This window comes from Methanolacinia petrolearia DSM 11571 (assembly GCF_000147875.1).
GTDB lineage: Archaea > Halobacteriota > Methanomicrobia > Methanomicrobiales > Methanomicrobiaceae > Methanolacinia > Methanolacinia petrolearia.
Window position 1 is genome coordinate 2436453 of sequence record NC_014507.1, and the last position, 14126, is coordinate 2450578.

At 48.5% G+C, this 14126-nt stretch carries 11 protein-coding genes; all 11 read right to left on the reverse strand.

Annotated features, from left to right (window positions below; translation table 11 throughout):
• Nucleotides 1–54 precede the first annotated feature (54 nt).
• Nucleotides 55–1755 carry a formylmethanofuran dehydrogenase subunit A gene (locus tag MPET_RS12290; RefSeq protein WP_013330358.1) on the reverse strand — a complete coding sequence of 567 codons (1701 nt, stop codon included), beginning with the start codon at nt 1753–1755 and terminating at the stop codon, nt 55–57.
• On the reverse strand, nt 1752–3464 hold the full coding sequence (locus MPET_RS12295; protein ID WP_318238903.1) for a formylmethanofuran dehydrogenase subunit B: 1713 nt from the start codon (nt 3462–3464) through the stop codon (nt 1752–1754). Before MPET_RS12295 ends, MPET_RS12290 begins: the two co-directional genes overlap by 4 nt.
• A 290-nt stretch (nt 3465–3754) precedes the next feature.
• A complete protein-coding gene (locus MPET_RS12300; RefSeq protein ID WP_225353818.1) occupies nt 3755–4756 on the reverse strand; it encodes a proline iminopeptidase-family hydrolase in 1002 nt (333 codons plus the stop codon).
• A 35-nt stretch (nt 4757–4791) separates the two neighbouring features.
• Nucleotides 4792–6006, reverse strand: coding sequence for an ABC transporter substrate-binding protein (locus tag MPET_RS12305; protein ID WP_013330361.1), 1215 nt, complete (start codon nt 6004–6006; stop codon nt 4792–4794).
• Nucleotides 6007–6138: 132 nt separating this feature from the next.
• A complete protein-coding gene (locus MPET_RS12310; RefSeq protein ID WP_148222240.1) occupies nt 6139–7215 on the reverse strand; it encodes a carbohydrate-binding domain-containing protein in 1077 nt (358 codons plus the stop codon).
• Nucleotides 7216–7229: 14 nt separating this feature from the next.
• A complete protein-coding gene (locus MPET_RS12315; RefSeq protein WP_013330363.1) occupies nt 7230–8006 on the reverse strand; it encodes a DUF364 domain-containing protein in 777 nt (258 codons plus the stop codon).
• Between the two features lie 52 nt (nt 8007–8058).
• Nucleotides 8059–9117 carry an ATP-binding cassette domain-containing protein gene (locus MPET_RS12320; RefSeq protein WP_013330364.1) on the reverse strand — a complete coding sequence of 353 codons (1059 nt, stop codon included), beginning with the start codon at nt 9115–9117 and terminating at the stop codon, nt 8059–8061.
• Nucleotides 9114–9803, reverse strand: a complete 690-nt coding sequence (locus MPET_RS12325) for a GTP-binding protein (RefSeq protein WP_013330365.1) — start codon at nt 9801–9803, stop codon at nt 9114–9116. Before MPET_RS12325 ends, MPET_RS12320 begins: the two co-directional genes overlap by 4 nt.
• A 191-nt stretch (nt 9804–9994) precedes the next feature.
• Complete coding sequence (locus MPET_RS12335; RefSeq protein WP_013330366.1) at nt 9995–12484, reverse strand: oligosaccharyl transferase, archaeosortase A system-associated; 2490 nt, start codon at nt 12482–12484, stop codon at nt 9995–9997.
• A 181-nt stretch (nt 12485–12665) separates the two neighbouring features.
• Nucleotides 12666–13319 carry a type IV pilin N-terminal domain-containing protein gene (locus MPET_RS14620; protein ID WP_013330367.1) on the reverse strand — a complete coding sequence of 218 codons (654 nt, stop codon included), beginning with the start codon at nt 13317–13319 and terminating at the stop codon, nt 12666–12668.
• A gap of 2 nt (nt 13320–13321) precedes the next feature.
• Nucleotides 13322–14122, reverse strand: coding sequence for a type IV pilin N-terminal domain-containing protein (locus tag MPET_RS12345; protein WP_083773203.1), 801 nt, complete (start codon nt 14120–14122; stop codon nt 13322–13324).
• Nucleotides 14123–14126 lie beyond the last annotated feature (4 nt).

Sequence of the window (14126 nt, forward strand, 5' to 3'; positions counted from 1 at the left end):
GATCTCTTTTGAATGGAGATTATATAAATGAGCACTCAGGGAAGATATTGAAAATTAAAAATCAGGTTTTGTCTCGATACAGTAGTTCCTGTGCAGGTACTCCTCGCGGACAGGATAATTGCTCATTCTGACTGTATAATACCTCTCGAACTTCTTTATGAATTCAGGGTCGCGGCTGATGTCATACTCCTCCGGAACCTCGGGTTTTACCCAGAACGTGGTATTGCTACCGTGAACAAGGCATGCCCCCTTCCTTGAAACCGGCCTTCCTCTTTTTATCGTATGTTCGGTACACGAAAGACCTGCTATTACCTTTTCGTATTCAACCGAAGGATCGATCTCGTACGGCTTTAACGGGTATATGGCGATATCAGCGTCAGCACCTACTCCAAGGTGGCCCTTTCCGAGATCTACTATTCCGAGAGCCTTCGCCTGCGCAGCCCGGGTCATTATCGCGATCTCGTTCCAGTCGAGTTCGCGGTCAAGAGTCTGAAGCAGAACGCGTTTATAGATATCAGGATGAACGGTCTCCATCTCGAGATCGCGGTACTTTTTGCTCATCAAAAGGGCGGCAATCTCGGGATACTTTACAAACGGAGCTCCGTTGGGGTTGTCGGTCGTAAGCATGCAGCGCCACGGGTCCTTCACCTGTAGGGCGAGTTCAAGACCTATCGCCCACATTATCGAATTGACGAGATTCTTCCTGCTGTATAATACCGGAATAACTCCTGACCCGGTCTCAAGCTCGACATCATGGTTGCTCCACTTGTTGTTGTAGAGACGGAAGAGATTAAACTCCATCGGACCGTCGGCCGTCATCGTGGTCGTCCTCCCGAACATCACCTGGCCCATATCGATTGCAACCTGGGGTTTTCTGTTCACCATCCACGCGACATCGTCGGACTTCGAGCAGAAATCATGCCAGGAAGAGCCGCCGTAGGAATGGAACTGGACGTGAGTGAGGTAAAGGGTCTGCCTCTTGTCGTTTAAGTCCGGCGTCCTGTTCATCGTCTCAAGAGTGCACTTGTAGTTGCCCGGCTTTCCGAGGTTGTTGCAGTGAAGGTGGACCGAGTGCGGAAGCTTCAGGAACTCGTTCGCCCGTATCATGTAGTCGATGATCTCTGCAGGAGAAACATCGAAGTACGGAACCCTGTCGTGAATACAGTTTACATCCTTGCCATATCCCCATGCCTCGGTCCCGCCGGGATTCGTGAGCTTTAACCCGAATCCTTTTGCCGCAGTCAGGTACCACGCGACAACGGCGGCGGTCTTCTTAAGGTCGCCGTCATGGATAGCCTCCATCGCCGACCAGTTGCCGTCGAAGAGCGTATTGGCCATCGTATCCTGAAGGGTCGTATGAGCGAACTCCTCGTGAGTGTGCCGGGCTTCGAACGGAGCCATCGCACCTTCGAGAACTGTCGTGTACCCCATAGCACTGTAGCGGTAGGTGTTTGCATAAACCGTCGGAACGCTGTAGCCTGAGACCGGGTGCATATTCCGGCGGGCACGCCCCCTGCCTGCCCGCATATCCTCGGGGCTCATGTACCTGCCGAAGTTCACCTTCGTTCCGCAGATATGTGTATGGGAATCAACACCACCCGGCATAGTCAGGTTTCCGCCGGCATCGATCACCTCGGCGGAACTCCCGACGGACTCGACTATCTTTCCGTCCCTGACGGCGATATCCATCGTTTCGCCGTATATATCGTTCAGGGGATCGATGACCCACCCGTTTTTGATGAGATATTCGCTCATAACCCCTTCGCCTCCTTTATTATATTGTATATCCGGGTAAGAACCTCAAGATCGTTGGGCATGGTGGGTTCAAGGACTTTCTTCACCCAGAGGGGCAGGGCGTCCAGGCGGTAGCCGGTCCCCTCGGCATCTATTCCGCATGCCGCAACGGGGATATGCACATTGGCGACCGCAGTGCTGAGTGCGACAAATGGATCTATAACGACACATGGGATCTCGGAAAGGCGCCTGACACATTCTCTCGGGAAATGCGCCCCGGGATCACTGCCTATGATGATACATGCATCAGCTTCTTTCCTCCTGAGAAGATCGACAGCCGAGGTTTCTCCGGGATTATAGAATGCAGTGCCACGCGAGTAATCGATTGCATACGGGTAACCTCCCAGATAAGCGAATGTCTGGTTTGTCCCGTATACGTTCCAATGACCCCTCATCGGAGTCAGCGTGAACTTCGTATGCCTCGAGAGCTCATCGACGAGTTCAACTCCGTTCCTGACGTTTTTGTATTTTCCGGGCGATTCGGTCAGACCGATCCCTGTGAAAAACACACCGAACTTCGCCTTGAGAAGCATGTCCGCAACCCTGAAGAGCTGTTCTCTCTTCACTCCGGCGACCATGGGGGGAATGACATCCCTCTTTCCCCTGACGATCGCCCTCAGGGCGGAGAACACCGCATAATCGCCACCCGGTTTTATCTGGATGAATTCGTCGGCATTCTTCGCGATATCGGTCTCCCTGATGTCGACTACGATAAGTTTCCTCTCGCGGAAGGCGTTGTTCAGGAAGAAGCCGTCGGCGTATGTGGAATAACGGCTCATATGACGCGGGTGGGATTCTATCGGGTTCGACCCCCAGTAGACTATGACATCCGCCCTGTTCTTGATCTGGCCAAGCGTACAGCCGGGATGCCCTACTTCCTGAATAGCCATAATAGACGGACCGTGGCAGATCGACGAGCAGTTGTCGATCACCGCACCGGCCATCTCAGCGATCGAGATCCCCATGCACTGGGCCTCGCCGTAAGTTCCCGAGAAACCGAAGATCAGCGGTCTGTCGGCATCAAGGAGCATATTGGCGGTATAGTCTATCGCCTCGTCATAGGAGATATTTTTCCAGCCGGAGCCGTCTCTCATTATCGGCTCTTTCAGCCTTCCGCGTGCAGTGAACTTTCCGTTGCTCAAACTGCACCCGTTATCGACGCCTGTGATCTGGTTGTCCTTAATTGTTACCCGGATGTCATCGCAGAGACACCCGCAGAGAGGGCAGACGACATCGTCGATTACACAGTCCCCGCAGGGAGACTTTGTCACGCAGACAGGGTCTCCGATATCAAAACGGCAGCCGCCCTCATGCTCGAGAATCTCCCATGCCGTGAGAATTTCCTCATCTTCGCCGGCAGGGACAACATCGACATTTACCCATTTGTAATCCGGGGCGCCCGTTCCGTGGGTCTTTGAATGCAGGATATAATTCGCATGCGGACCGACCGGAATGAAAACCATCCCCTGTAAAATATCCGCACAGGATACTGCTTTAAAAATGGTTTCTCCGGCTTCGCTGGAGATTTTTACTTTCTGCCCGTCGTCCACCCCGATCCCGAGGAGATCCAGGGGGTTGATATAGCATAAAGAGGTCTGGGCAGTATACTCCGGATGATCCTTATAATAAAGCTGTTCGCCCTGCCGTATCGTTCTGCCACTGGTCATCACTAATTTCAAAGGGCAACCTCCGACAAAGGCCCCGGAAAGCAGGTTAGAACCTTGTTCTTATCGTATAAAAGCTGTTCAGGAATGAATACGCGGGAATATAATCCGGAGTACATCAGTTAATCATCTGTCGGACATCAAACTGAATAAATGTTTCTTTTTTTACACAATCCCGCTTTATATCTTATAAATTCCATAAATCAACAATATCATCTGAACATTAAAACAAAAGAAAAGAGATCTGTCAAACTCAGGACATACCATAGATATGGAGAACAAATCCAATCTTAGCTTTAATCCGCCGCATTCAGGAATTTCCTTACGGCCTCTGTGTATTCTTCTTCTTTCTCCAGATGATTCTCATGTGACGCATCTTTGATGATAAGGAGTTCCGGGTTATTTACAAGGCCGCTGAAGTATTTCATTGATCCGGGCGCCGCCTCATCATATTCCCCGCAGATGAAAAAGACAGGCACATCTATTTCGGACAAATTTCCGGTCAGGTTAAACGATTTCAGGGTTCCGGTACATGTGAACTCGCTCGGCCCCCACATATGCATATAAACAGGAATCGACATTTTCTCAAACGTTTTGATCAAAACAGGGGGCCACGGATCGAGCCTGCATAGATGAACCGAATAATAATAGTTCATTGCATCCTGGTATTCCTTTGAATCATAATTCCCGGTCTCCTCCGCGTGCCTGACATGCTCCTGTATCTCTTCAGGCATCTCCGACAGGTACGCCTTCTGGTCTGAGATCCATCTTCCCGTATCGAGAAGAGGGGAAGATAAGATCAGGCTCTTTACGCCTTCCGGATTCCCGTCGAGATAGTACGCCGCCGCAAGCCCGCCCCCCCACGACTGCCCGAGAATATGAACTTCGTCAAGCCCGAGAGCACTGCGGACTTCGCCTAATTCTTTCACGTAGTTTTCAACTGTATAAATTGAAAGATCTTCAGGCTTGTCCGAGTTCCCGCAGCCGAGCTGATCATAGAATATCACCGGCCTTTCATCAGAGAGCACCGACAGGGATTCGAAATAGTCATGGGACGCACCCGGCCCCCCGTGCAGTAGAAGAAGCGGTGTTTTCTTGCCGTCTGCTCCGACAATCCTGAACCAGATCCGCCCGTTTCCCGTGGAGATATACCCTTCCCGGTTGTTGTCATCCATATTTGTAATATTTATCTTATCTCCATATTTAGATGGCATAGTCGTACATAATGCCGCAAATACAAACAACAGCAATAAAATCAGGATTACCGTGGCACACAACACATGATTACCGGATTCCATGACACCAGTCATGGCACTATTCGAAAAAAAAGGATTTAATGGCTGCGTCTTTTGATCAAAACCGCAACCCCGAGCCCTGCCATCAGTGCGAACAATGGTGCCGGCGACTGATTGGCGTAGGCTGAAGTCCCTGTAGATGTAGCTGAACCCTGGGATGATGCACCGGCAGGTTTTGCATATTCCATTAATTCGGACAGGTCGTCATCGGTCAGGTCATAGTGATAAAACAACGAGTAATACTCCTTTACACGGTCGTCGACGTTATAGTCGAATACATCAGGGTAGTAGAGGTTCCCTAGCCATATCATAGATAAAAGACGGTTTACAGACGGCGGCCCTCCCATCCAGCTGTAAGGGCCGTATGGTGCTTCATAGACATTTCCATCCTGAACAGCCCGGAGCGACTGCCAGTCGGCGCTGTTCATGATCGCATCATAATATTCGTGCTCGTCATCATAAGCGACGATGATATAGTCGGGATTCATCTGGAGAATGTCCTCCATCGTATACTCGTCTCCCATACCGCTTGCAGTAACCGCTTCATTTGCAAGATTGTCGCTGATATAGTTGATTACCTCGCCATGATATGAGTTTTCGCCCGAACCTATGAGATATACCGAATTGCCGTCGACACTGACGACGTAGATCATGCTCTTCCTGTTGTCGCCGATCTCGTTCATTCCCACAGCAAACTCTGACAGAAGATCAGAGGTATAAGTCGAGAGCTTCTCACACTGTTCCTCTTCGGAAAGGAGCTCACCGAGGGTAAGATACGATCCCGGAATGTCCGACAGGTTGTTCTGCGTTACAAATGCAAAGTTAACACCTGTCTGCGCCTGTATCTTGTCGAGGTCCTCTTTCATCGTGCTCTTCGCCTCACCGATATCAAGCACGAGATCAATTCCGAGCTCCTTGTTCATCTCCATGATCTCTTCGGGATTCATGGTAGACTTCGCCCCGTAGAACTGGCCTGTAACAGGCAGGGCGGCAACACGCGGATCTATATACTTCAGCTGTGCATCGCTGTATTCACTCGAAATACTCACGAAGAGATCAGGATCGACCGAATAGAGCACGATCTGGGCCAGCGGACCGGAAGGAGATACTGCAGTGATATTTACCGGGAGTATCAGTTCTCTTCCCACATCATCGACAAATGTCCTTGTCTCTTCTGCGGCAGCAATTCCGGAAAAGAATGCCAGGAAAACACACAACACAATAAAAATACGATAGCCAAAAAGACTTCTCATAAAAAAAGTGTTCACCTTTTTAACATATAATGCTTTATTATTAGATCTTGTTAGGTTTTTAATATTAACTTTGTCAACTTAAACAGGAATGACAAAAAAGACAGTTGTTCCGGCTTTCAGCAGGTAAAAAAATTATTTTCTCCGGGTAATGCCAAACGCAGCCATGATTCCTGCAAGAATCCCAAATACGGAGAGCGGTGTTGCAACGGAATCGGGGTCCACAGGTGCGGAGGTATATACAGTCTGCCCCTTCTTATTGGTGTATTTTGTCTCATACTGGAATTCAGCACCATCTGTTGAAAAATCAACTCCTTTTTCGACTGCAAGGGTCAGGCCTTCGGGAATCTCAAAGGGCTTTCCGGGAATCAGGGCGAAGTCCTGTGCCAGCACGGCATTCTTCTGTAGTTTATAAGCGGAGCCTTCACCGGCGAATACGACTGCCTCGTCTCCCGTGATCGAGGTTACATTTGAGTTGAAGACGTAGTTCTGGTTTTCACCACTCTCGTCTTCATAGATTGTGATTACAGAATCTCCAGAGAATACAACTTTTCCGAATCTGCTGTCGACACCGAAGTTTCTCGTTCCGGCGCCTGTAGCAGATACTTCCACCACTCCGCCGGAGATCAGGACACCGCCTTCGCCATTATCACCGTCACCGTCTATTCCGAAACTGTTTGCACCGCCGACAGCCGAAGCGGTTACGCTGCCGCCTGAGATGATTACTGACTCGATCGCATAAAGCGCCTTGTTCTTATGGCTCGTGCTGCTGTCGGCAGTCGCGCTTACAGTTCCGCCGGAGATCGAGATCTGCCCCTCCGAAGAATATATTCCGCACGTTATATCCGTGCTCTCCCCTCCGGCCCTGAGATCGATATTTCCGCCTGTGATATCCACGGAAGATCCTTTAATGCCGTATGTTGTTTTGCCGCTGCCTGAAACCGTTATTTTCAGGATTTTCCCCGTATCGCTCTTTATTGTTATGGAACCTTCCGACTCTATCCCGGAGCAGTTTACAGCAGATATCGTGAAATCGTCCCTGACGATTATTACGGCCTCATCCGGCCCCGTATGATTGATCCCGTTTTTGTACATCTCCTGCGTATCCTGGGACAGGATATATTCGGTCGCTGCACACGACGGAGCAATACATACCCCGCAAAAAAACAATAATCCAAAGATAAAACTCAAACCTGATAACTTAATCTGCATTTTTTCACCACAATTCATCTTTTTGACGAGGAGGCGAGAAGATTCACCTTCGTTCCCGCTGCATAGATCCTCTGGAATTCAGCCCCCGATGCGATTCTCTTCGCCATTTCCGGATCGTTTATGACAAAACCGGAGAGATCCCCGACACCGAAATCAAAGAACTGTGGTGCAAGAGGTGTCCCGGGCCCTACAATTGCTACTTTTTCGGCGTTTTCCGACAACTCCAGCAGCCTGGGAAGGCTCTTGTCGCCAATGGCTGCACATGTTATAAATGCGAAATCGCATTCAGGCAGCAGAAAATCACATGCATTATAAGGATAATCGCCGGGGCCGGGGTCCCACTCGACGACGCTTAAGTCACACACAGGCTCGAATAGTCCTTCAATAAACGGGAAATGGCCGACAACGCAGACCTTTTTGCCGCGGATTTCGTTCTGCGAGTTGATGAACGGGTCTTTGAGCCTTCCCTCGACACGTCCAGGTTTTGGAATTTCAACTCCGTTCTTTTGTGCGTTTTCAGGGTGGTTGTACCACGCGACAATCGCGGCATTGCCGACAGAAGCTTCGATAAAATTCCATGATTTTACCAGTTCCGCAACCTCTTTCAGGGGTTTGCCTATCTTGTTCCCGGTATACTGCGGCGCACGCTGCCAGTAGGGCCTGTAGGGTGCTACACCACCGCCACCGTCTATCTGAACATATGTCAGTTCAGCCCCGATCACCACATCCCCTACGATGACATCATCGGGAATCCCTTCGATCAGGGCGTCATAAATCTCCCACTTACTCATTTTTCAGACCTCTCAATCCGATTTCTTCATTTTTTCTTTCACCATACACCTCTCATCTCAGAAAAGACCAGAACCATTCATCCATAAACTCCTCGACAACGCCATCGCCAATGACCTCCCCCTTCCTCAGGCTGTTGCGCAGGCCTAAAAGAATATTGTCGACCTTTTCGATCTTTTCAAGATTCCTCCTTTCGTTCTCCGTCGTAGGGAGAACCTTTGCGATACCCCCGTTTTTGATTACTATCCTCTTATCGGCCCTCAGGGCGAGGAGGGGGTCATGCGTGGACATCAGGATTATCTTTTCATTGCCCGCAAGAAGCCTGATGGCCTCCTTACGATCGATTCCCGCGTTCTCGATCTCGTCTATCAGAATTACCGGAGAGGCACTCATCAGTGCGGTATCTGCGATCATAAGAGCCCTCGACTGGCCGCCGGAGAGCTGCGTCACTTTTGTTTCCGGCGAAAACTTCTCTCCCGCAAGGGAATTCGCACATTCGAAACACCGTTCGACAACATCTTCGACATCGGATACCATCCTGCTCTTCGCATGCATCTCCAGGAACTCCCGGACCGTCAGGTCCATTACGAAGTTCATCGTCTGGGATAGCTGGGCCACGAGTTTCCCGCCGGTATCGAACCTTCGCATCTCGTCTGGAACAGTTCCGTTGATCAGGATCTGCCTCAGTGTCGGCGTGTCCTTCTGGGCCATGCACTCGATATCCTCAAGAAGCCGGCTCTTACCAGAACCAGTGGGACCGACGATGCTTATAATCTCGCCTGGCCTGACCGTCAGTTCCACATTCTCCTGTTCACCGGACTTGTTCCGTCCACCGATGATCGTGATAGATGAGATTGCATCCGGCCGGTCGTCGTGGTCTGAACGAAATGCCTCGAGAAATGTGCAGAAGTGATCGATTATACTTTCATTGTCGAGCCCGAACTCCTCGAGCATCTCCGGATCGACATCGAGGAGGGCAGCGGGAAGGGTTTTGGATGAATCTATTCCTCCAAGCCTGTGATTTGCAAGGTAGTCGACGGCAAGGGGATAGCGTTCCAGGATAACGCAGACAGGTGTCTCTACGATCTCTTCATAGAAGTCGTAAGAACTCATTCCTCGAACTCCATCCTTTTAAGCATCCCCATCTGGTAGAAATCGCCGATCCTCGTCTCCCCCGTGCAGTAGGAGCAGATTGCCGCCGGCATCGTAAATCTGAGGGTCCTGTCCTTCAGGGTATCGATCTCGGTCGCCTCGCTGAAGGATTTGGCAAGCATGAAAGTCCCCTGCCCGGTAATCCCGTTGACGAAGATCACCTTAGCATTCGAATTGACCTCCTTTATGTTGAAGGAAAAAACCTCGCGTTCGGCCTGCGATACGATATCACCCTTCGTCACGACCACAATATCTGCGTACTTGAGCATTGGTCCGATCTTTCGCGGTGTGTTTACCCCGGAGAGGTTGTCGATTACGCATACCGAGAGTATGCCCTTGATATACGGCGAACAGCGGTTGCAGAGTCCGGCACTTTCTGTGATTAGAACTGAAAGGCCCTTCCTCTTCCCCCATGAGACGGCTTCCTCGATATTGCTGACAAAGAAATGATCAGGGCAGATCTTCCCTGCAAATCCGGTCTGGACAGGGATATTGCTCTCGCCGTACCGAATGTGATCGAATGATGTGAGTGAGTCGAATTTGACAACACCAACGCTCCCCTCCGGAAGACCGAGCGTTGCAATTGTTTTAAGAATTACTGAAGTCTTGCCGGAGGACGGAGGCCCGGCAACTGTTATCATCTTCATGGATGTTAGTAAAAGGTGCGCCGTTTTTGTTCATAATAATTGCCAAATTGTGCCGAATAGTAAATAATATCTGCTTAACAAATCTGAAAATATCACCCTTCCCAGGAAAACAGGTTGGGCCACGCTTCCGGGGAGGATCTATACCCTTACGGGCACCCGGATTTCAAAAATTGGATGGAGATCTTAATTAATTATTTAGCACCGATATCTTCTTCATAGACATCGAAATATTCGTCGGTTTCGATGATATGATACTGGCCTATAGCAGTAACATTATACGGGTTGCCTATTGTTGAATACGGGAGTATAAATCTGCCGCCCTCGCTCTTTTGGGCGTATACGAATTCTCTCCCGGCATTAGTTTTAAGATTAAGTTCCACTGTGCCTTCTCCCGGGACTTCATAACCGTCTACGTACTCGAAGATCTTGACGTTGTCGTCAGGATCTGACGATTCAAAAACAAGCCTGTAGTTTTTAAGCGCCTGAACCGTGCAGCAGGGCATATCCGGGTTCTGGCTTACCAGGATGTCATCGGAAGTCGCTTCCGAAACTGCAGTATCATAGTCCACGGTCTGATAACCTGTTATGGATTTTACACCGCCGCTTGTGGTGGTCGTAATCACATCGACCTCTTCAGGCTCGATATAAGTTCCATCCAAATTTTGGAGCCTTACAACGGTTGTATTATAATAATTTGAGGTATACACCCTCGAATAACCACTATTACCTGAATCGTCAGAGTTGTAGAGGCTTATCATATAGTCGACCGTAATATCTGCGGGATCGACCCACGAGAGAATCGTAAGAATTCCCTTATCCGGTGTTGTAAGCTCCGAATTCGTGACGACAAATCTTGCTCCGGCGTTATCCATTATCCGGTCAGCCTCTTCTTCCGATCCCGAGATTAGGAAGTTTGCACATCCTGTATCTCCCTGAACATTATCCTGGAACGGATTTGAAACCGGAATTCTTTTTCCAACAAGAGTGATCACATGCCCGAAATCCCACCATGACATTACTCCATACGAATCTTCAGGATATACGAACGAATCAGAAGAATATTCCCCGTAATAGTCCACACCCGGATCGGGGGTGTTTTCGTTCATCCATTCCATTGCCTCCAGCCATTTGTCCTTCTCAAAACTGACTCCTGAATAATCCTCAGTGAACCGGACATCGTTTATAACGGATGCAGCAAAGAAAACGACTGTAATACCGGTAATAACCATAAATATAGCAGTTCCGGTCAAATGATCGTCATTGGCCTTCGCACTTTTTTTCTTTGATTTTCCTTCAGCAGGCTTTTTCTCTTTTCCGAGGTATGACAGAAAATCGCCGTAATACCGGGAATATACATAATATATACACAATGCAGAAAGAATTGCAAAGGGCGCTGCGACGAAATAATCAAACCTCATGTGTTTTATCGACACATATACCGTCATGAGCATCCAGAGAAGAACAAACAGGTATCCGTTCTCCTTTGTCGAGTACAATTTATATAACGCAACTATTACCCCCCCTGCACCCAGGACCAGGCCGATCTGATAGCTTTGCAGGATAAAATCAAGGGTCATCGGCTGCATCTCTGCAATCGCAACGTTTCCAAAACCGAAAACAAGGTTTGCAGACGAGAAGAGGGACGAAAAAATATCCGGCACAACTATTGCGGATGCAAACAGGGCTATAACTCCGGCCAGAATAAGAACGGACGGATATGCAATTTTGTTATCCTTAAGATTTGTTCTGCCCAGTCCGAATGACAGAAGAATCAGAACCCATGTTGCAACGATTACCAGAACCGGAATTATTACATGAACAACAGTATACGACGAGATCGCAAATCCGGCATATTTTATTCCGAAGATCAATGCCATGATTGCCGGAATTATCATTGCGACAGTGTTTACAAAGCCCAATTTATACGGAATATTTCCTGAATTATGAGTTATTATGCAGGAGAACAATGTGAATATCGATATTAATACAAGGAAGAGTACCGTTGTCGGGGATGTGAAATAACAGGCACTGTAAAATACGCCTGCAAGAACGGAATACGCAAAGATCTTCAAAAATTCTTTGTCTTTGATATCCGGTTTGAATTCACCGGAAGAGTCCCTGACTGCAAAGATATAGAACATACAGAATATTGCTGAAAAGAGAATCTCCGCCGCATGATGATCGACATACCCGTATGACGTATAGTTCAGGAAGAACAGGGAGCTGACGGATATCAGCGCCGCCGCGATAATCCCGGCAAACCTGCTTTTACTAACGGATTCCGCGATGAAATAGACGACGGGAACCAGCACTGCCGCCATAAGGGGGGGTACGAATGATGCGGCGTTTACGATCGCGGCCTGTCCTGACGCTCCTGTAATTATTACAAAAGCGCCCGCGATCATCGGGAACAGCGGCCCCCATCCGATATTCTTCCCGTCAGGGTATGCTGTCATCGGGTCGAACCAGTCATACTGCAGGAAGTTATGGGCCATAACCTCTATCTGCCTGAGGTTGTACTCAGCATCGCCCCGTATCACGTGGATATACCCGGTATCAGGGAGGAGAAACAGAGGAATGATTCTCAGCATAAATGCAAGAAGAGCAAATATAAACAAAAGTATTGCCACATTTATGCTTTTTTTGGTGAAATCAAACATATCAGATAGTATTTCAGCCATATAAACAAATAATTTTACCCCCTGTTTTCCTTTGAATTCACAGGTGCTACAATTCAGTAAAGATCTATTTTGACAGAGAAAGAAAGACCGGGAATGAGTCTGTCTTCAGTATAAAAGAGAGGGTTCGGGTTGTACTGGTTTCCTGGCATCCGGTCTTCCATAAAAAATGAAGAATTTATTTTTAGCCCTTGATTGTTACAACTGCACGTGAAATCAGCGTTCCACTGGCCTTGTCGTTTACATCAAGGTAGAACGACTTTCCTATGTTTTCCTGATTTACAAAGTCCAGTGCCCAGAAACTATCATCAGCGCTGGTAAGCTTTTCACCTGTATCTGAATCAAGGAACGTCCAGTGCGTACCGTCAAAATAATAGTCTCCATGACTTGAGTAAACAGTCTTCTGAAGTATCGTTGGTTCACAATTTGTGATATTTACGTAGAGCGTATCTCCAGGGTTGAAAGAAGATATTCCATAACCCCGGAAGCCACCAGTACTTGAGTTATAGGACATCACAGCCACACCATTTGAAGTAGTAACCGTTGCAAGATTTATTGCACTTGTTGACATAGCTTCAAGATTCGGACCGAATGTGGGCCCGTTCTTAACCGTTATCAACATATCGGCAGTAGGAATTGCTTCTCCACCTGCGTGGATGATTGAGAGACCTCTGGTTACGCTGAACTCACCCTGAATAGTTGCCTGTGGGGCTTTTGTCTGCCCTTCTGCAAAACCGCCTGCAAATCCGCTAACAACCGCCGCGATAATGATTGTTACAACAAGCATTAACATGACACCTACGACGGGAGATACCGCTGAATCGTTATTTTTTATCATAATCAGTCCTCCACAGCAATATTGCTATTATAAATCGCAGCACCTGTAGGCGTGTAGATAACTTTTACATTAACAGTATCTCCTGCACGAAGCTGTTCCCAGCCATACCCTAGTAATGCCTGAGTCGGATCGGCCTGTCCTTCTTCATAGAGGCCCGAGGCATACTTATAAGCATAAAGTGTTTCACCATTGTAACCACTATCTGCAGGTTCTGACAATGCCCCAGCTATTGCCTGCCCTGAATCAGATCCGTATGGATATGCAAACAGGTTCACACCCTCCTGTAATGTAAACTGCCCAAACCAACCTGGTTTCTGGTATGCATCAGCACTCTTCCCCATTGGATCTGTCGGGTTTGTCTGATCGACTCCTGCTCCTATTCCAAAAGGCGCTGTAGACCAATTTGTCACTGTTTTTGTCTTCATACCCTGATAACAGATCACATTGGCACTGTTTGGAAGGCTCGTGTTTCCACCTGTAAAAGTATTACCATTAGAGATTGTCTTTTGTTGTTCCGTAAGACCAGGATCAGTATTGTCCTTCATAGTTGTCGACCAGGATGTGACAATCTTCAGGTCAGTAGTACTGATTGGTTCACTTACGCCAAGTACCGAGGCCGTAAATCCGCTTCCTATGTAACTTCCCGTGTTTGCAATTGTAACATCCATGGAAAGCGTCGGAGACTTCTCCTGTCCGGAAATAAGCCCTCCTGCAAAACCGCTCACAACCGCCGCGATGATAATCGTCACAACAAGCATCAGCATGACGCCCACGACGGGTGAGACCGCATCTTCGTTTTTCATACAT